The following is an 18,360-nucleotide window of genomic DNA, read 5'->3' on the forward strand; positions in this document are numbered from 1 at the left end:
GTGAATGCGCGCGGGCCGGTGAGGAGGCACGGTAGAAGGGGCGTGAAGTCCGTTCCGTACGCCCCTGAAGTGCCCGACTATGGTCGACGCATGCAAGGTCACGACAGTCACCGTTCCGTCCGCGCCACCATCTGGGTGCGTGGGCGCGTCCAGCAAGTGGGGTTCCGCTGGTGGACCAGGGCCAGGGCCCTGGAGATCGGGCTGACGGGCTACACGAGCAACCTCGGGGACGGCCGTGTCCAGGTGGTCGCCGAGGGGTCGCGCGCGGACTGCGAGCGGCTGCTCGCCGCGCTGCGCGGGCCCGGAACGCCAGGTCGGGTCAGTGGAGTCACCGAAATCTGGAGCGCCGTGGGCAACGGATACGAGGGCTTCGCGATCCGATGAACGCACCGCGGTTGCCGGCCGGAGGAGAGCCGCCGGCAACTGCCGGTGTCATACGGTTGCCATCCGGGCAGACTCGTGGTTGACTCCGCAAGCGAAGTGATCCACTACCCCGGCCGATGGCGTGACAACCCCGCCATGCAGGTGACAGGGGCGCGGTAGCGTGCGGTGATCGTGTTGACCCGTACGGTCTTTGGTGAGACGCTGGAAACCCGCGCACAGGTCTGAGTTTACCGGCGAAGCTCCGCCGTGTGAGCATGCCACTCACCAGCGGCTGTTTCGTAGTGCCCAGCCAGCACGTCCGGCGCGCAGGCGCGTGCGTATCCCCCCAAGACCCACACCGTACACGGTTCGGTCACTCAGCGTGGAGGACCACACATCATGGCAAAGGCGCTTCTCGGGTACGTCGGCGGCCCCGACCCGCGAATGCTCTCCGAGATGCGACGGCTTCAGCAGCGCGTCCAGGACCTGGAGAACGAGCTCGTGAAGCTCCAGGCCGAAAACGATGCCCTGATCGCTGTCGCTGACGAGCATTCGCTGCTCAACAGCATCGACCTGGACCAGCGCGAGCCGGTCCTTACCTGATCGGCAGAACGGCCTGATTCACATGACGGCCTGATCGCTCGTGGTCCTCACGATCGACGCTGTGACGCACTGAGCTTCCCCGCAGGGGATGGCAGCCTGCAAGGGACGTCCGAGGTGGACGTCCCTTCGTCGTGTCCGTGGCGTTCTTGTGCCCTAACGTGCCCAGCCTGCGGCGTGGCCAAACCGCCACCTGGGGGCAGGTCGGCGGCCCGGCCGGATACAGTCGCCAGCGGAGCCGGACAGCGGGATCGCGGCAGGGCGAGGAGGGCGGGCGGGTGCACCTGAAGAGCCTGACCCTGCGTGGGTTCAAGTCCTTCGCGTCGGCGACCACCCTGCGCTTCGAACCCGGCATCACCTGCGTGGTCGGCCCCAACGGCTCCGGCAAGTCCAACGTCGTCGACGCGCTGTCCTGGGTGATGGGCGAACAGGGCGCCAAGTCGCTGCGCGGGGGCAAGATGGAGGACGTGATCTTCGCCGGTACCAGCGGGCGCCCCCCGCTCGGCCGCGCCGAAGTCAGCCTCACCATCGACAACACCGACGGCGCGCTGCCCATCGACTACACCGAAGTCACCATCACCCGGACGATGTTCCGCAACGGCGGCAGCGAGTACGCGCTCAACGGCACCGGCTGCCGGCTCCTCGACATCCAGGAACTGCTCTCCGACTCCGGCATCGGCCGCGAGATGCACGTCATCGTCGGCCAGGGCCAGCTCGACTCCGTGCTGCACGCCGACCCGATGGGGCGACGCGCCTTCATCGAGGAGGCGGCCGGCGTCCTCAAGCACCGCAAGCGCAAGGAAAAGGCGCTGCGGAAGATCGACTCGATGCAGGCCAACCTGAACCGCGTTCAGGACCTGGTCGCCGAACTGCGCCGCCAGCTCGGCCCGTTGGGGCGGCAGGCGAAGATCGCCCGGCGGGCCGCCGGCATCCAGGCCGAACTGCGCGACGCCCGGCTGCGGCTGCTCGCCGACGACGTACTCACCCTGCGGCAGGCCGTCGAGGCCGAGATCGCCGACGAGTTGGCGCTGAAACTGCGCCGCACCACCGTCGAACAGCAACTCGCCGCCGCCGTCCAGCGCGAAGCCGTCCTGCAGGCGCAGGTCGAACAGCTCGGGCCCGCGCTGGAAGCCGCCCGGCAGACCTGGTACCGGCTCTCCGCGCTCGCCGAACGCACCCGCGGCACCATCGGACTCGCCGAAGCCAGGGCCCGGTCCGCCGCCACCGCAGGGCAGTTGGAGGAACGGCGCGGCCGCGACCCAGAGGACCTGGAACGGGAGGCCGCCCGGGTCCGCGAGGAGGAAGCCGCCCTCGAAGAAGCCCTGGAACAGGCCCAGTACGCGCTCGCCGAAACCGTCGAGGAACGCGCCGAACTCGAACGCGCCCTTGCCGCCGAGGAGTTGCGGCTCAAGGCGGCCGCCCGGGCGATCGCCGACCGGCGCGAGGGCCTGGCCCGGCTGCAGGGCCAGGCCGCCGCCGCCCGCTCCCGCGTCACCGCCGCCGAGGCCGAGATCGAACGGCTTGCCGTCGCCCGCGACGAAGCCCAACTGCGCGCCGAGGCCGCCCAGTCCGAGTACGAGGAACTCCGGGAACGCGGCGAGCAGGACGCGGCCGGGGACGAGGAGACCGACAGCCGCCACGACCGGGCCCGCGCCGCGCTGGCCGACGCCGAACGCGCCGCCGGCGCCGCCCGCGAGGCACTCGCCGCCGCCGAGAAGGAACGCGCCGCGCTCACCGCCCGGCACGACACACTCGCCCTCGCCCTGCGCCGCAAGGACGGCAGCGCCACCCTGCTCGGCCGCCCCGGCGTACTCGGCACCGCCGCCGAACTGCTGCATGTCGAGCCCGGGTTCGAACTCGCCGTCGCCGCCGGACTGGGCGCCGCCGCGGACGCCGTCGCCGTCGAGGACGTGGCCACCGCCGCCGCCGCGCTCACCCGGCTCCGGGCCGAGGACGGCGGCCGGGCCGCACTGCTGATCGCCGCCGATGGCACGGACGTTGACGACCAGCTGCCCGAAGGTGCCCGCCCGGCAGGGGAGTTGGTCGACGGACCGATGGCCGCCGCCGCCCGAAACCTGCTGCGCCGCACCGCCGTCGTCGAAAGCCTGGACGCCGCACAGCAGTTGATCGACCGGCAGCCGAATTGGACGGCCGTCACCCGGGACGGCGACCTGCTCTCCGCCACCCTCGCGCACGGCGGCTCGGCCGGCGCGCCCAGCCCGCTGGAGACCCAGGCCGCCGTCGCCGAGGCTGCCCGCGGCATCGAAGAACTCGATGCCCGCTGCGAAGAGTTGACCCACCGACTGGCCGAGGCGCAGGAACGCCACCGCGAACTCGGCACCGAAGTCGAACAGTTGGCCGCACTGCGTCGGCAGGGCGAGAAGCAGCGCGCCGAACTCGCCGGAGCACTCGGGCGATCGGGCGGCGCCGCGCGCGCCGCCGCCGGCGAGGCCGAACGCGCCACCACCGCCGCCGCCAAGGCCGAGAGCGGCCTCGCCGAAGCCCGCGCCGCCGCCGAAGAACTCGCCGAACGCCTCGCCACCGCCGAAGAGTTGGCCGACAGCGGCGAGGACGAACCCGACAGCGCCGAACGTGACCGGCTGGCTGCCGCCGGTACCGCCGCCCGGCAGACGGAGCTGGAATCCCGGCTCGCCGTCCGCACCCACGAAGAACGGGTCCGCGGACTGGCCGGCCGCGCCGACCAGTTGGACCGCGCCGCCCGCGCCGAACGCGAAACCCGGGCCCGCGCCGCCGAACGCCGCGCCCGCGCCCGGCGGGAATCCGCCGTCGCCGGAGCCGTCGCCACCGCCGCCCGCCACCTGCTCGGCCGGATCGAGGAGACCCTCGCCGCCGCCGAGACCGAACGCGCCGCCGTCGAGGCCGACCGGGCCGCCCGCGAGAGCGAACTGCGCCAGTTCCGCGAACACGGCCGCGAACTCCAGGCCGAACTCGACCGGTTGGTCGACGCCGGCCACCGCGACGAGGTGCTGCGAGCCGAGAAGCGGCTGCGGATCGAGCAGCTGGAGGCCAAGGCGCTGGAAGAGTTCGGCATCGAGGCCGCCGAACTGCTCACCGGCTACGGCCCCGACCTGCCCGTCCCCGCGCCGCCCGCCGAGGACGGCGAGAGCGTCGGCGAGGAGCGCCCGTACGTCCGGGCCGAGGTCGAGAAGCGGCTCAAGGCCGCCGAACGCGCCTACCAGCAGCTCGGCAAGGTCAACCCGCTCGCGCTGGAGGAGTTCGCCGCCCTGGAGGCCCGCCACCAGTTCCTCGGCGAACAGCTGGACGACCTGCGCAAGAGCCGCCGTGACCTGCTCGACATCGTCCGCGACGTCGACGCCCGGGTCGAGCAGCTGTTCACCGCCGCCTACCACGACACTGCCGCCCAGTTCGAAGGCGTCTTCGCCCGGCTGTTCCCCGGCGGCGAGGGCCGGCTCGTCCTCACCGACCCCGAGAACATGCTCACCACCGGTGTCGAGGTCGAGGCCCGCCCGCCCGGCAAGAAGGTCAAGCGGCTCTCCCTGCTCTCCGGCGGCGAACGCTCGCTGACCGCCGTGGCACTGCTGGTGTCGATCTTCAAGGCCCGGCCCAGCCCGTTCTACGTCATGGACGAGGTCGAGGCCGCGCTCGACGAAACCAATCTGCGCCGACTGATCGCGATCATGGAAGAACTGCGGGAAAGCTCCCAACTGATCGTGATCACCCACCAGAAACTCACCATGGAATCCGCCGACGCCCTGTACGGCGTGACCATGAAGGGCGACGGCATCTCCCAGGTGATCAGCCAGCGCCTGCGGATGCCGGAGAGACCGCCACAGCACAGGACGAAAAGGCTGGAGCCCGCACAACCCGGGCCGGCATAGGCGCTAAGTGATACTGGACGGGTTATGGAATACGTGATCCTTGCCGTTGTCATCGCGGTGGTCGCCATCGGCGCGATCACCGGACTCGTCGTTTCCGGCAAACGACGCAAAGAGCTCGACAAGCCGAGCCAGACCCCCACGATCACCGCGCCGCCCACTGCGGACACCAAGAGCGCGCCCACCAAGCCGGCCGAGACCGCCGCGCCGCCGACCGTCGAGAAGCCCGCGGTAGCGAAGCCCGCGGCGGAGAAGCCGGCGGTCGAGGAACCGGCGGCGGAGAAGCCCGCGGTCGAGGAACCGGCGGTCGAGAAGCCCGCCGAGGAGGTGCGGATCGAGGAGGCGGAGGCCGCCCCCGCGATCGAGGTCCCCGAACCCACCGCCGGACGCCTGGTGCGCCTGCGCTCGCGGCTCTCCCGCTCGCAGTCCACGCTCGGTAAGGGCCTGCTCACCCTGCTCTCCCGTGACCGCCTCGACGAGGACACCTGGGAGGAGATCGAGGAGACCCTCCTCACCGCGGACGTCGGCGTCGGCGCCACCCAGGAACTCGTCGACAACCTGCGCACCCGGGTCAAGGTGCTCGGCACCCGCACCCCCGACGAGCTGCGCGGACTGCTCCGCGACGAGCTGATCAAGCTGATCAACCCCGAGCTGGACCGCACCGTCCACTCCGTCAAGACCGACGGCGGCCCCGCCGTGGTCCTGGTGGTCGGCGTCAACGGCGTCGGCAAGACCACCACCACCGGCAAGCTCGCCCGCGTCCTGGTCGCCGACGGCCGCAAGGTCGTGCTCGGCGCCGCCGACACCTTCCGTGCCGCCGCCGCCGACCAGCTCCAGACCTGGGGCGAACGGGTCGGCGCGCACACCGTCCGCGGCCCCGAGGGCGGCGACCCCGCCTCCGTCGCGTTCGACGCGGTCAAGCAGGGCATCACCGACGGCGTCGACACCGTCCTGGTCGACACCGCCGGCCGCCTGCACACCAAGACCGGCCTGATGGACGAGCTCGGCAAGGTCAAGCGGGTCGTCGAGAAGCACGGGCCGGTGGACGAGGTCCTGCTGGTGCTCGACGCCACCACCGGCCAGAACGGCCTGGTGCAGGCCCGGGTGTTCGCCGAGGTCGTGGACATCACCGGCATCGTCCTCACCAAGCTGGACGGCACCGCGAAGGGCGGCATCGTGATCTCGGTGCAGCGCGAACTCGGCGTGCCCGTCAAGCTCATCGGTCTCGGCGAAGGCGCGGACGACCTCGCGCCGTTCGAGCCTGGCGCATTCGTGGACGCGCTCCTGGGCTAGCCGCCCGGGTGGGTGCGAAAACGGGGGCGCGGGGGACTGCGCCAGGCGCGAGGCACCCGGCAGCAAGGTCCGTTCGAGGAGGGACGTTCTCTCCTGGGACGGACCTTGCTGTGTGTTCAACCCGCCAGCGAGGTTTCCCGATCGCGGGTGCGGTGGCACGCGTACGCCAGGGTGCCCAGCAGCAGGCGGGCCTCCGGCGGGGGGTTGTCCGCGGTGGGGCGGCGCAGCCATCGCATGGGGCCGAGCGGGCCGAGGGCGACCGGTGGGGCGGCCAGGTAGGAGCCGAGGCCGTGGCAGGCGAGGTCGAGGGAGGCGTCGTCCCAGCCCATGCGGTAGAGCAGGTCGGGCAGGCGCTCGGCGGTGCGCGGGGCGACGAAGAGCAGCAGCCGGCCGGTGGGGGAGGCGAGGACGGGGCCGATCTGGGTGCCCATCCGTTCGAGCCGGACCAGGGCCTGGAGGCCGGGCTGGGCCGGTACGTCCAGGACGTCGAACTGGTGGCCGGTGGGGAGCAGGAGCGGCGCGTCCGCCGGACAGCTCGCGGCGAGTTCGGCGGCGCCGGTGCCGGGGGCGATGAGCGGGCCGACCCGCTGGTGCAGGTTGGGCGCGGCGCAGAGCGGGACGGCGCATTCGCAGCGGGCCGAGGTGTGTGCGGGCGGGCTGCCGGCGGCGAGCGTCCAACCCCAGCGCTCGGAGTACTCGGTGGCGGCCTGGAGCGCGGTGGGCCGGGTGCGGCGGCGGGCGCCGAGGGGCGCGCGTCGCAGGGTGCCGAACAGCTTGTCCATACCTCCCCCAACAGCTTCCGGTCGCCGGTGGTTACGGGATTGTGACGGTGCGTCGCCCGGTGGGCGTGTGATGCGTGGTGCGCCGGAGGCGCGCGCGGACCGGCGCACACCGATTCGGGCGGCTCGGGCGAGCAAGCGCCTTGTACGGGTGGTTCGGATGCCGGATCGTCGTTGCCGCACGCGTGCCTCCTTCGGGTCCGGGCATGTGCCGGGGTCATGCCGGGCTGACACATAGTGAAGCGCGGCTCCACGCCCGGTAGTTCACTCGTGGGGGTGGCGAAGGGTGGCGTTTCAGCGACGTTGCTCCCTCGGATGGCGGAGGGACGCTACGTTCTGGATACGGAATGCAGCGGACCGGTCACTGCGGTCGGCGAAATGACGAGTCGTCAAGGCGAGCGGGAGCCCCGGGCCGGGGCGGGATGGGGACTTCCCATGGGTGAGAAGCAGCCGAACGAGAAGCTGGGCTCCTGGTTCGCGCGCAGTGGCTGGTCGAAGGGCGAGCTGGCCCGCCAAGTGAACCGCCGGGCCCGTCAGATCGGTGCGCACCACGTCTCCACGGACACCTCCCGGGTGCGTCGCTGGCTGGACGGCGAGCAGCCGCGCGAGCCGATCCCGAAGATCATGTCCGAGCTGTTCTCCGAGCGCTTCGGCTCGGTGGTGGCGATCGAGGACCTCGGCCTGCGCGCCGCCATCCCGGTGACCACCGTCGGCGGCGGGGTGGACCTGCCGTGGAGCCCGCAGCAGACCGTGCAGGCGATCAGCGAGTACTCCCGTAGCGACCTGATGCTCAACCGCCGTGGATTCCTCGGCACTTCGCTTGCACTGACGGCCGGCGCGGCGCTGATCGAACCGATGCAGCGCTGGCTCACGCCGGGCCCGAACGGCGAGCCCACGCCGATCCTGGCGGCGGCCAACGGCGGCGAGCAGTTCTCCGGGCGGCTGTCTGAGCCGGAGATGCAACTGCTGGAGCAGACCACCGAGATGTTCCGGAAGTGGGACGCCCAGAACGGCGGCGGCCTGCGCCGCAAGGCCGTGGTGGGCCAACTCCACGAGGTCACCGACCTGCTGCAGGAGACCTACCCGGAGGCCACCACCAAGCGGCTGTTCCGACTCACCGCCGAACTCGCCCACCTGGCCGGCTTCATGTCCTACGACGTGGGCATGCACCCGAGCGCGCAGAAGTACTACGTGCTGGCGCTGCACGCCGCCAAGGAGGCCGGGGACCGGCCGTTCGGCGCGCACGTGCTGACCGACATGTGCCGGCAGATGATCCACCTGAACCGCGGCGAGGACGCGCTGGAGCTGATCCACCTGGCCCAGTACGGCAGCCGGGACACCGCGAGCACCCGCCAGCAGTCGCTGCTCTACGCGATGGAGGCCCGCGCGTACGCCACCATCGGCGAGGTCAACCGCTGCGCCCGGGCGATCCGGCTCTCGGAGGACACCTTCACCGACATCAACGCCGGTGACGAGACGCCGAATTGGCTGCGTTTCTTCTCGGCCGCCGAGCTCAACGCGGAGAACGGGCACTCCTACCGGGACTTGGCGTACACCTCGGACCGGAGCGCCGCGATGGCCAAGGCCGCCGAGCCGATGATCACCAAGGCGGTCGACCTGTTCCGGAAGGACGGCGACCACGTCCGCACCTACGCGTTCAACCTGGTCGGCATGGCCTCCGTCCGACTGCTTCAGCGCGAGCCGGAGAACGCGGCGGAGTACTGCGAGGCGGCGGTGGACATCGCCCGCAAGGTCCGTTCGGAGCGGCTGAACACCCGGGTCCGGAAGACTTCCGAGGCCGCCACCCGGGACTTCCGCGGCGTGCCCGGCGTGGACCGGCTCGCCGAGCGGGTGGTCCAGGACATCCCGGAGTTCGTCTCGGTCGTCTGACCGGCCGCCGCGCCCGGTTCACGCGCCCGTAACGGGCGCGTCGACCACGTCACCGCGGTGAAACACCGGGCCGCATCGGCGGAAACCCGCCTTCGGCACGCTCCTCCCATCGCCGTCGTTCCGGGACAGGCACACGTCCCGGCACGGAGCGGCTTCCAGCTGGGAGGAGACGCCGATGCCGGAGGGCTTCAGCGCGGGCGACACCGCCTTCGTGTTCATCAGTGCGGCCCTGGTCATGGTGATGACCCCGGGTCTGGCCTTCTTCTACGGGGGCATGGTCAGGGTCCGGAGCACCCTCAACATGCTCGCCATGAGCTTCATCTCGCTCTCGATCGTCAGCGTGCTCTGGGTGCTCTACGGGTACTCGCTGGCCTTCGGGCCGGACGCCGGCGCCGGGCTGATCGGCAACCTCGACTTCGTCGGGCTGCGCGGCATCGACCTGAACGCGCTCACCGGCAGCATCCCGGTCACCGCGTTCGCCGCGTTCCAGCTGATGTTCGCGGTCATCACGCCGGCGCTGATCAGCGGCGCGATCGCGGACCGGGCCAGGTTCGCGTCCTGGAGCCTGTTCGTGGCGCTCTGGGTGACGATCGTCTACTTCCCGGTCGCGCACTGGGTGTTCTTCTTCGACGGCGGCCACGGCGGCTGGCTCGGCGACCGGGCCGGCGTGATCGACTTCGCCGGCGGCACCGCCGTGCACATCAACGCCGGTGCGGCGGGCCTGGCCCTGGTGCTGGTGCTGGGCCCGCGGATCGGCTTCCGGAAGGACCCGATGCGCCCGCACAGCCTGCCGCTGGTGATGCTCGGCTCCGGCCTGCTGTGGTTCGGCTGGTTCGGCTTCAACGCGGGTTCGGCGCTGGCCGCCAACGGCGTCGCCGGAATGGCGTTCGTGAACACCCAGGTCGCCACCGCCGCCGCGATGCTCGGCTGGCTGGCGTACGAGCGGCTGCGGCACGGCGCGTTCACCACCCTCGGCGCGGCGTCCGGCGCGGTGGCCGGACTGGTCGCCATCACCCCGGCCTGCGGTTCGGTGTCGCCGCTCGGCGCGATCGCCGTCGGTTTGGTCGCGGGTGCGGTGTGCGCCGCCGCGATCGGCCTCAAGTACCGCTTCGGGCTGGACGATTCGCTCGACGTGGTCGGCGTCCACCTGGTCGGCGGGGTGATCGGCTCGCTGCTGGTCGGCCTGTTCGCCACCGGCCACGTCGGACAGTCCGCGGCCGGCCTGTTCTACGGCGGCGGGTTCGGCCAACTCGGCAAGCAGGCACTCGGCGTGGCCGCCGTGCTGGCGTACTCGTTCGTGCTCTCCTGGCTGCTGGGCACGGCGATCCAGCGGACGATCGGCTTCCGGGTCGCCGCGGACGTCGAGGTCTCCGGCATCGACCAGGCCGAACACGCCGAGTCCGCCTACGACTTCACCACCCTCGGGGCCGGCTCGGCCCGCACCGCCACCACCTTCACCACCGCCGGAAAGACCGAGGTCGACGCCCGATGAAGCTCATCACCGCCGTCATCAAGCCGCACCGCCTGGACGAGGTCAAGGAGGCCCTGCAGGCGTTCGGGGTGCACGGGCTGACCGTCACCGAGGCCAGCGGGTACGGCCGGCAGCGCGGCCACACCGAGGTCTACCGGGGCGCCGAGTACACCGTCGACCTGGTGCCCAAGCTCCGGGTCGAGATACTCGTCGAGGACGAGGACGCCGAGCAGTTGATCGACGTGGTGGTCCGGGCCGCCCGCACCGGGAAGATCGGCGACGGCAAGGTCTGGTCGGTCCCGGTGGAGACCGTGGTGCGGGTCCGGACCGGCGAACGCGGCCCCGACGCGCTCTGACCGTGACGACCGACCCCGGCGACCACCTCGCCGAACGCGCCCGGCTGCTGGCGGATCCCGAACTTCCCGCCCGCAGCCGGCGCACCGCGCTGGCCCGGCTCGCCGACGACTGGCTGACCGGCCTCCACCGGACGGCCGGCGCACCCGCCGGCACCGCCCTGGTCGCGGTCGGCGGCTACGGCCGCGGCGAACTCTCCCCGCGCAGCGACCTGGACGTGCTGCTGCTGCACGACGGCCCGCTCGACCCCGGGGTCGCCGAACGGATCTGGTACCCCGTCTGGGACAGCGGCATCGCCCTCGACCACGCCGTCCGCACCCCCGCCGAGGCCCGCAAGGTCGCCGCCGAGGACCTCAAGGCAGCCCTCGGCCTGCTGGACGCCCGCCACCTGGCCGGTGACGCGCGGCTGACCGCCGAACTGCGCGCCCGGGTGCTCGCCGACTGGCGCGCCACCGCCCCCGCCCGGCTGCCCGAACTGCGCGCCCTCGGCCGGGCCCGGGCCGAACGCCACGGCGAACTGTCCTTCCTGCTGGAACCCGACCTCAAGGAGGCCCGCGGCGGCCTGCGCGACCTTGCCGCACTCGACGCGATCGCCGCCAGCTGGCTCGCCGACGCCCCCCGCGACGGCCTGGACGCCGCCGCCCGCACCCTCGCCGACGTCCGCGACGCCCTGCACCTGAGCACCAGCCGCGCCACCGACCGGCTCGCCCTGCAGGACCACGACCAGGTCGCCGAACAGCTCGGCGTGCCCGACGCCGACACCCTGCTGCGGCAGGTCTACGCGGCCGCCCGCACCGTCGCGTACGCCTCCGACGTCACCTGGCGGGCAGTCGACCGGGTGCTCGCCCGCCGGGGTCGTCGGCCCTTCCGAGCGGCCCGCCGGGCCGCGCCCGCCGAACGCCGCCCGCTGGCCGAAGGCGTGGTCGAGCAGGACGGCGAAGCGGTGCTCGCGCAGACCGCCCGGCCCGCCACCGACCCGGTGCTGCCGCTGCGCGCCGCCGCCGCGGCCGCCCAGGCCGGGCTGCCCGTCGCCCACGCCACGGTGCGCCGGCTGGCCGCCGAGACCGGACCGCTGCCGGTGCCCTGGCCCGCCGAGGCCCGCGACCGCCTGGTCGGTCTGCTCGGCGCCGGCGAGGCCTGCCTGCCGGTGTGGGAGGCGCTGGACGCCGAAGGGCTGATCGTCCGGCTGCTGCCCGACTGGGAACGCGTCCGCTGCCGCCCGCAGCGCAACGCCGTACACCGCTGGACCGTCGACCGGCACCTGATCGAGACCGCGGTACGGGCCGCCGCGCTGACCCGCCGCACCACCCGCCCCGACCTGCTGCTGGTCGCCGCCCTGCTGCACGACCTCGGCAAGGGCCTGCCCGGCGACCACTCCGCGGCCGGCGAGGCGATCGTCCGCCGCCTGGCCGCCCGGATGGGCTTCGACCGGCCGGACACCGACACCCTGGCGTTGCTGGTGCGCCACCACCTGACGCTGGTGGACACCGCCACCCGCCGCGACCCCGACGACCCCGCCACCGCCGACCTGATCGCCAGGGCCGTCGGCGACCGGACCCACCTGGAGCTGCTGCACGCGCTCACCGAGGCCGACGCCACCGCCACCGGCCCCGCCGCCTGGTCCGCCTGGCGCGCCTCGCTGGTCGAGCAGCTGGTCGCCCGCACCGCCGCCCGGCTGGCCGGCACGCGTCCGCCCACCACCGACGCCCCGACCGCCGAACAGGAGCGCCTCGCCGTCGAGGCCGCCCGCACCGGCGGCCCCGCGCTGGCCCTGCGCGCCGAACTCGCCGCCGACGGCACCGAATCCGTCGGCATCGAACTCACCCTCGCCGTCCCCGACCGCCCCGGCCTGCTCGGCACCGTGGCCGGCCTGCTCGCCCTGCACCGCCTGACCGTCCGCAAGGCCGGCCTGCGCGAACTCGACCCGGCCGGCGCCGGCCCGGTCCTGCTGCTCGGCTGGACGGTGGCCGCCGAGTACGGCGACGTCCCCGAGACGGCCCGGCTGCGGGCCGACCTGCGCCGCGCGCTGGACGGCTCGCTGGACGTGGCCCGCAGACTCGCCGAGCGCGACGCCGCCGCCCCGCGCCGGCCCGGCATCCGCACCCCGCCGCCGGTGGTCACCGTCGCCCCCGGCACCGCGTCCCGTTCGGCGACCGTCCTGGAGGTGCGCGCCCACGACGCGCCCGGCCTGCTGCACCGCATCGGCCGGGCCCTGGACACCGCGGGCGCACGGGTCCGCACCGCGCACGTGTCCACCCTGGGCGCGGAGGCCGTGGACGCGTTCTACCTGACCACCGAGGCCGGCCGTCCGCTGGCACCGGAGCGCGCACAGCAGGTGGCGCAGGCCGTGCGGGACGCCCTGAAGACCCACTGAGAGCCCGTTCACGCAGGGGCGCAGACCGTCCACCGGGCGTACGGCTACCCTTGGGGGCGACGACAGTACCCGTACTCGATGCCGCAAGGGACCCGCGACCGACGTGTTCGACACTCTCTCCGACCGCCTCGCAGCGACGTTCAAGAACCTCCGGGGCAAGGGCCGTCTCAGCGAGGCGGACATCGACGCCACCGCGCGCGAGATCCGGATCGCCCTGCTGGAGGCGGACGTCGCGCTCCCCGTGGTCCGCGCCTTCATCAAGCAGGTCAAGGAACGCGCCCTCGGCTCCGAGGTCTCCGGCGCGCTGAACCCCGCCCAGCAGATCATCAAGATCGTCAACGAGGAGCTGATCGGCATCCTCGGTGGCGAGACCCGCCGCCTGAAGTACGCCAAGACCGGCCCGACGGTGATCATGCTCGCCGGTCTCCAGGGTGCCGGTAAGACCACCCTGGCCGGAAAGCTCGGCCACTGGCTCAAGGCCCAGAAGCACACCCCGCTGCTGGTCGCCTGCGACCTCCAGCGCCCCAACGCCGTCACCCAGCTCGGTGTCGTGGCGGAGCGGGCCGGCGTCGCCTTCTACGGCCCGCAGCCCGGCAACGGCGTCGGCGACCCGGTGCAGGTCGCCCGCGACTCCATCGAGTACGCGAAGCAGAAGCAGTACGACGTCGTGATCGTCGACACCGCCGGCCGCCTCGGCATCGACGCCGAACTGATGCAGCAGGCCGCGGACATCCGCGCCGCCGTCAACCCGGACGAGGTCCTGTTCGTGGTCGACGCCATGGTCGGCCAGGACGCGGTCACCACCGCGCAGGCCTTCCTCGAAGGTGTCGACTTCACCGGCGTCGTGCTCTCCAAGCTCGACGGCGACGCCCGCGGCGGTGCCGCGCTCTCCGTCGCGCACGTCACCGGCCGCCAGATCATGTTCGCCTCCAACGGCGAGAAGGTCGACGACTTCGACGCCTTCCACCCCGACCGGATGGCCTCGCGCATCCTCGGCATGGGTGACGTCCTCTCGCTGATCGAGAAGGCCGAGCAGACCTTCTCGCAGGCCGAGGCCGAGAAGATGGCCGCCAAGCTGCAGGGCGGCGGCAAGGAATTCACGCTCGACGACTTCCTGTCGCAGCTCGAGCAGGTCCAGAAGATGGGCTCCATCTCCAAGCTGCTCGGCATGCTCCCCGGCATGGGCCAGATCCGGGACCAGATCAACAACATCGACGACAAGGACGTCAACCGCGTCGGCGCGATCATCAAGTCGATGACCCCGGCCGAGCGCACCGACCCCAAGCTCATCAACGGCTCGCGCCGCCTGCGCATCGCCAAGGGCGCCGGCGTCCAGGTCGGCGAGGTCTCCAGCCTGGTCGAGCGGTTCTTCGACGCCCGCAAGATGATGGCCGCGATGGCCTCCGGCAAGGGCATCCCGGGCATGCCCGGTATCCCCGGCATGGGCGGCGGCGGCAAGCGCTCCGGCAAGAAGGCCCCCGTCGCCAAGGGCAAGCGCAAGAGCGGCAACCCGCTCAAGCGGGCCCAGGAGGAGGCGGCGGCCGCCGAGCGCAAGGCCCTCGGACCGGGCCAGGCCGACGGCAACGCGTTCGGCCTCCCGCCGGGCAAGGGGCCGTCGGACTTCGAGCTGCCCAAGGAGTTCAAGGACCTGCTGTAACGCGGGTGCCGGCCCAGGCAGAGCATTTCCGTGGGCGACCTGCGCGAGCGGTTGGGTGCGAAAAACAGGGGCGCGGGGAACTGCGCGACCAGCCATGCACCGGTCCGCAAGGTCGCGATCAATGGCAAGTCATTGCCCGCGTCGCGATCTTGCGGTGGGATGCCTTCCGCTGCGCGCAGTTCCCCGCGCCCCTGCTTTCGCACCCCGCTGCCCACGCACCCCACTGCGCCCCTGTTTTCGCTCCCGCCTGCTTTCGTGCCATGGGCGATGATGGCGGGATGCGCGTAACGATCCGAGCTCCCCGCCCAGATGACGTCGTTCCCTATGCCGATGCGGTGCGGCGTTCCGCCGAACACATCGGGCGGTGGAACCCGGTGGAGCCCGACGGGTTGCCGGATCTGCTGAGTCGTCAGGGTGTCGGGCTCCGGACGTTCCTGATTTTCGATCAGGAGACCGGTGGCCTGGTGGGCAAGTGCAACGTGGCGAACATCGTGATGGCGCGGTTCCGCAACGGCGTGCTGGGCTACGACTCGTACGTGCCGTTCGTCGGGACGGGGCGGATGTCGGAGGGCATGCGGCTGGTGGTGGAGCGGTGCTTCACGCCGGCCGAGCAGGGCGGGCTGGGGTTGCACCGGCTGGAGATCAACGTGCAGCCGGACAACGAGCGTTCGGTGGCGATGGCGCGCCGACTGGGCTTCCGGCACGAGGGGTTCACACCGCGGATGCTGTTCCTGCAGGACGCCTGGCGTGATCATGAGCGGTTCGCGCTGACGGCGGAGGAGTGGCCGACCCCCGTGCGCTGACCGGCGGCGCGGCGTTGCGCGCCGGCCGGTGGTCGGAATGTCCGTATCGTCCGGCTGGTGAGCAACCCTGTGCCGCCGCGTCAGACTCCCGACCAGCCCTGGCGGTCCGAGGGGGCGCCGCCCCCTCCGCCGCCGAAGCGGAAGATGCCGGGCGGCTGGACGGGCCTGATCCTCACCGCGCTGGTGGTGTTCCTGCTGTCCGACCTGCTGCTGAGCTTCTTCGGTGGTGGCGGCTCCACCACCATCTCGTACACCGAGTTCAGCAAGCAGCTCGACAGCGGAAACATCACCAAGATCTACTCCAAGGGCGACTCCATCGAGGGCACCTTGAAGAACAAGCAGCCCAAGCCGGACGGCGGTAAGGGCGACTACACCGAATTCACCACCCAGCGCCCGGCGTTCGCCACCGACAACCTGTGGGGCACCCTCCAGGCACAGAACGTCGAGGTGACCGCCCGGCCGGTGGTGCAGCAGCGCAGCTTCCTGGCCAACCTGCTGATCTCGCTCGCCCCGATGCTGCTGCTGATCGCGGTCTGGGTGTTCCTGGCCCGCCGGATGGCCGGCGGTCTGGGCGGCGGCGCGCTCGGCCGCAAGGCCCCGCCGAAGCCGGTGGACACCAGTCAGGGCCGGCGCAGCACCTTCCAGGACGTGGCCGGCATCGACGAGGTGGAGGCCGAACTCAGCGAGGTCGTCGACTTCCTGAAGAACCCGCAGGCGTACCGCCGGCTCGGCGCGAAGATGCCGCGCGGCGTCCTGCTGTCCGGCCCGCCCGGCACCGGCAAGACGCTGCTCGCCCGCGCGGTCGCGGGGGAGGCGGACGTCCCGTTCTTCTCCGCCTCGGCGTCCGAGTTCATCGAGATGATCGTCGGCGTCGGCGCCAGCCGGGTCCGCGACCTGTTCGCCGAGGCCCGCAAGGTCGCCCCCGCGATCATCTTCATCGACGAGATCGACACCATCGGCCGCCAGCGCGGCGGCGGTGGCGGCATGGGCGGCCACGACGAACGCGAACAGACGCTCAACCAGATCCTCACCGAGATGGACGGCTTCTCCGGCTCCGAGGGCGTCATCGTGATCGCCGCGACCAACCGGGCCGAGATCCTCGACCCCGCGCTGCTGCGTCCCGGCCGCTTCGACCGGCGGATCACCGTCAGCCCGCCCGACCGGGCCGGCCGCGAACAGATCCTGCGGATCCACGCCCGCGAAGTCCCGCTGGCCAAGGGCACCGACCTGGACGTCGTCGCCCGCACCACCCCCGGCATGACCGGCGCCGACCTGGCCAACCTGGTCAACGAGGCCGCGCTGCTGGCGGTCAAGAACCAGCAGGACGCGGTGAACCAGGAGAACCTGTCAGAGGCCCTGGAGAAAGTCCAACTCGGCGCGGTGCGCCCGCTGGTGATGCCCCAGCAGGAACGCGAACGCACCGCCTACCACGAGTCCGGGCACGCCCTGCTCGGCATGCTCCAGACCGGCGCCGACCCGGTCCGCAAGGTCACCATCGTGCCGCGCGGCCGCGCCCTCGGCGTCACCCTCTCCACCCCCGACACCGACCGCTACTCCTACACCGAGCCCTACCTGCGCGGCCGGATCATCGGCGCGCTCGGCGGGATGGCCGCCGAGCAGGTGGTGTACGGCGTGGTCACCACCGGCGCCGAGAGCGACCTCGAACAGCTCACCACCATCGCCCGCTCGATGGCCGGCCGCTGGGGCATGAGCAGCCTGGTCGGCCGGGTCACCGCCATCCCCAACGACGGCCAGTCCCCGTACGGCCTGTCCGCCGCGCCCACCACGCTGGACGCGGTCGACGAGGAGGCCCGCCGGATCGTCGCCGAATGCTGGGAGGAGGCGATCGTGCTGCTGAACCGCCACCGCCACCGCCTCGACGCCCTCGCCGCCGCCCTGCTGGAGGCCGAAACGCTGGACGAGGACGCCGCCTACGCCGCCGCCGGGATCACCCGCGAGTAGCGTCCTCCGGCCGGAGGCCCGCCACCCAGCGGTACTCGTTCACCATCCGCACCGAGCCGTCCGGGAGCCGGTACGGGTGCAGCGCCTCCTCCAGCTCCTTGGCCACCAGCGCCGCCCCGGCCTGCTGCTCCGCCCGGTCGAACAGGCCGGTGGCCAGCAGCCCGCGGACCGCCGAGTCCAGGTCCGCGTACGCGAACGGGCAGACCACCCGGTCGGCGGTGGACGGGCGCAGACCGGCGGAGACCAGTAGCGACTCCAGCGCCGCCGGAGCGGGCTCCGGCCGGTCCTCCGGCGGGGCGTGCCGGTGCGCCACCTCCAGCACCGCCGTGCTCTCGCAGCGCGCCGCCGGGCCCCGGTCCGCGAGCACCAGCAGCCCGCCGGGGAGCGTGCGCTGTGCCGACCAGGCGACCAGCGCGGGCGTCGGCGACTGCTCGAAAACCGTCACCAGGGAGTGCGCCGGCCGGGGGACGGGGTGCGCCGAACGGGCGAGGCTCCTACCGGGCGCCACCTGCAGCCCGCGGGCCGCCGCCAGCTCGCGCAGCTCGTCGTCCCACTCCACCCCCGAGACCTGCGCGCCGCGCCCCTCGGCGAGCAGCAGCGCCAGCCCGGACCGGCACCCCACCCCGAGCAGGCTGGTCGCCGGGCCGACCTCGAGCCGCCGGTAAACGTCCTGGTAGAGGGGGACGAGCATGCGTTCCTGGATCTCCGCCCAGTCCCGCGCCCGGCCGCACCGCTCCGCCGGACCGTCCGCCCGGACCCGGTCCACGGTGCTGCCGGTCACTCGCGCTGAAGCCATCGCGGCCTCCCAATCGGTCCACGTCGGTCCTCGGAATCGGCTGCGTGTGCCGCAGCCCGGCACCCCCCGGCCCCTCTCAGCGAACAGCGGGTCGCCGCCGTCGTCCAGAGGGGTGCGAGCAGGACTCCGCGCGCCGCAGGTGTGCGCCCCGGGGTGTGCGC

At 72.5% G+C, this 18,360-nt stretch carries 13 protein-coding genes; 11 read left to right on the forward strand and 2 right to left on the reverse strand.

Going from position 1 to position 18,360, the window contains the following annotated elements:
- Positions 1–90: 90 nt before the first annotated feature.
- From ACFYST_RS32580 to ftsY, 4 genes are all read left to right on the forward strand, one after another.
- Positions 91–384 (forward strand): acylphosphatase, encoded by a 294-nt coding sequence (locus ACFYST_RS32580; RefSeq protein WP_387649272.1) that lies wholly within the window; start codon positions 91–93, stop codon positions 382–384.
- A gap of 378 nt (positions 385–762) precedes the next feature.
- Complete coding sequence (locus tag ACFYST_RS32585; RefSeq protein WP_387649274.1) at positions 763–966, forward strand: hypothetical protein; 204 nt, start codon at positions 763–765, stop codon at positions 964–966.
- Between the two features lie 275 nt (positions 967–1,241).
- Positions 1,242–4,823: a chromosome segregation protein SMC gene (gene smc / locus ACFYST_RS32590; protein WP_387867628.1), complete on the forward strand. Its 3,582-nt coding sequence runs from the start codon at positions 1,242–1,244 to the stop codon at positions 4,821–4,823.
- A 24-nt stretch (positions 4,824–4,847) separates the two neighbouring features.
- Entirely contained in the window at positions 4,848–6,113 is a 1,266-nt protein-coding gene (ftsY, locus tag ACFYST_RS32595; protein ID WP_387867629.1) for a signal recognition particle-docking protein FtsY, read from the forward strand.
- 116 nt (positions 6,114–6,229) lie between these two features.
- Here the strand turns inward: ftsY and ACFYST_RS32600 are convergent, their stop codons facing one another.
- Positions 6,230–6,895, reverse strand: coding sequence for a bifunctional DNA primase/polymerase (locus ACFYST_RS32600; RefSeq protein WP_387649283.1), 666 nt, complete (start codon positions 6,893–6,895; stop codon positions 6,230–6,232).
- Between the two features lie 432 nt (positions 6,896–7,327).
- Between ACFYST_RS32600 and ACFYST_RS32605 the strand changes: the two genes are divergently transcribed.
- The 7 genes from ACFYST_RS32605 (at position 7,328) to ftsH (ending at position 17,403) form a co-directional block, all read left to right on the forward strand.
- Positions 7,328–8,782 (forward strand): hypothetical protein, encoded by a 1,455-nt coding sequence (locus ACFYST_RS32605; protein WP_387649286.1) that lies wholly within the window; start codon positions 7,328–7,330, stop codon positions 8,780–8,782.
- 175 nt (positions 8,783–8,957) lie between these two features.
- Positions 8,958–10,274: an ammonium transporter gene (locus ACFYST_RS32610; protein ID WP_387649288.1), complete on the forward strand. Its 1,317-nt coding sequence runs from the start codon at positions 8,958–8,960 to the stop codon at positions 10,272–10,274.
- Positions 10,271–10,609, forward strand: a complete 339-nt coding sequence (locus ACFYST_RS32615) for a P-II family nitrogen regulator (protein ID WP_387649291.1) — start codon at positions 10,271–10,273, stop codon at positions 10,607–10,609. The genes ACFYST_RS32610 and ACFYST_RS32615 overlap by 4 nt, the downstream gene beginning before the upstream one ends.
- Entirely contained in the window at positions 10,606–12,981 is a 2,376-nt protein-coding gene (locus ACFYST_RS32620; RefSeq protein WP_387867692.1) for a [protein-PII] uridylyltransferase, read from the forward strand. Before ACFYST_RS32615 ends, ACFYST_RS32620 begins: the two co-directional genes overlap by 4 nt.
- A 103-nt stretch (positions 12,982–13,084) precedes the next feature.
- Complete coding sequence (ffh, locus tag ACFYST_RS32625) at positions 13,085–14,638, forward strand: signal recognition particle protein (protein WP_387649293.1); 1,554 nt, start codon at positions 13,085–13,087, stop codon at positions 14,636–14,638.
- A 278-nt stretch (positions 14,639–14,916) separates the two neighbouring features.
- Complete coding sequence (locus tag ACFYST_RS32630) at positions 14,917–15,441, forward strand: GNAT family N-acetyltransferase (protein WP_387649296.1); 525 nt, start codon at positions 14,917–14,919, stop codon at positions 15,439–15,441.
- Positions 15,442–15,498: 57 nt separating this feature from the next.
- Positions 15,499–17,403 carry an ATP-dependent zinc metalloprotease FtsH gene (ftsH, locus tag ACFYST_RS32635; RefSeq protein ID WP_387867631.1) on the forward strand — a complete coding sequence of 635 codons (1,905 nt, stop codon included), beginning with the start codon at positions 15,499–15,501 and terminating at the stop codon, positions 17,401–17,403.
- Here the strand turns inward: ftsH and ACFYST_RS32640 are convergent.
- Positions 17,390–18,199 (reverse strand): class I SAM-dependent methyltransferase, encoded by an 810-nt coding sequence (locus ACFYST_RS32640; protein ID WP_387867634.1) that lies wholly within the window; start codon positions 18,197–18,199, stop codon positions 17,390–17,392. The two genes, ftsH and ACFYST_RS32640, sit on opposite strands and share 14 nt — an antisense overlap.
- Between the last annotated feature and the right edge of the window lie 161 nt (positions 18,200–18,360).

The organism is Kitasatospora sp. NPDC004614, from assembly GCF_042873675.1.
Classification (GTDB): Bacteria; Actinomycetota; Actinomycetes; order Streptomycetales; family Streptomycetaceae; genus Kitasatospora.

Bases quoted from the DNA above. Each gene is read 5' to 3' on its own strand.
- ACFYST_RS32580 (WP_387649272.1), top strand. From the start codon at position 91: ATGCAAGGTCACGACAGTCACCGTTCCGTCCGCGCCACCATCTGGGTG.
- ACFYST_RS32585 (WP_387649274.1), top strand. From the start codon at position 763: ATGGCAAAGGCGCTTCTCGGGTACGTCGGCGGCCCCGACCCGCGAATG.
- ftsY (WP_387867629.1), top strand. From the start codon at position 4,848: ATGGAATACGTGATCCTTGCCGTTGTCATCGCGGTGGTCGCCATCGGC.
- ACFYST_RS32600 (WP_387649283.1), bottom strand. From the start codon at position 6,895: ATGGACAAGCTGTTCGGCACCCTGCGACGCGCGCCCCTCGGCGCCCGC.
- ACFYST_RS32605 (WP_387649286.1), top strand. From the start codon at position 7,328: ATGGGTGAGAAGCAGCCGAACGAGAAGCTGGGCTCCTGGTTCGCGCGC.
- ACFYST_RS32610 (WP_387649288.1), top strand. From the start codon at position 8,958: ATGCCGGAGGGCTTCAGCGCGGGCGACACCGCCTTCGTGTTCATCAGT.
- ACFYST_RS32615 (WP_387649291.1), top strand. From the start codon at position 10,271: ATGAAGCTCATCACCGCCGTCATCAAGCCGCACCGCCTGGACGAGGTC.
- ACFYST_RS32630 (WP_387649296.1), top strand. From the start codon at position 14,917: ATGCGCGTAACGATCCGAGCTCCCCGCCCAGATGACGTCGTTCCCTAT.
- ACFYST_RS32640 (WP_387867634.1), bottom strand. From the start codon at position 18,199: ATGGCTTCAGCGCGAGTGACCGGCAGCACCGTGGACCGGGTCCGGGCG.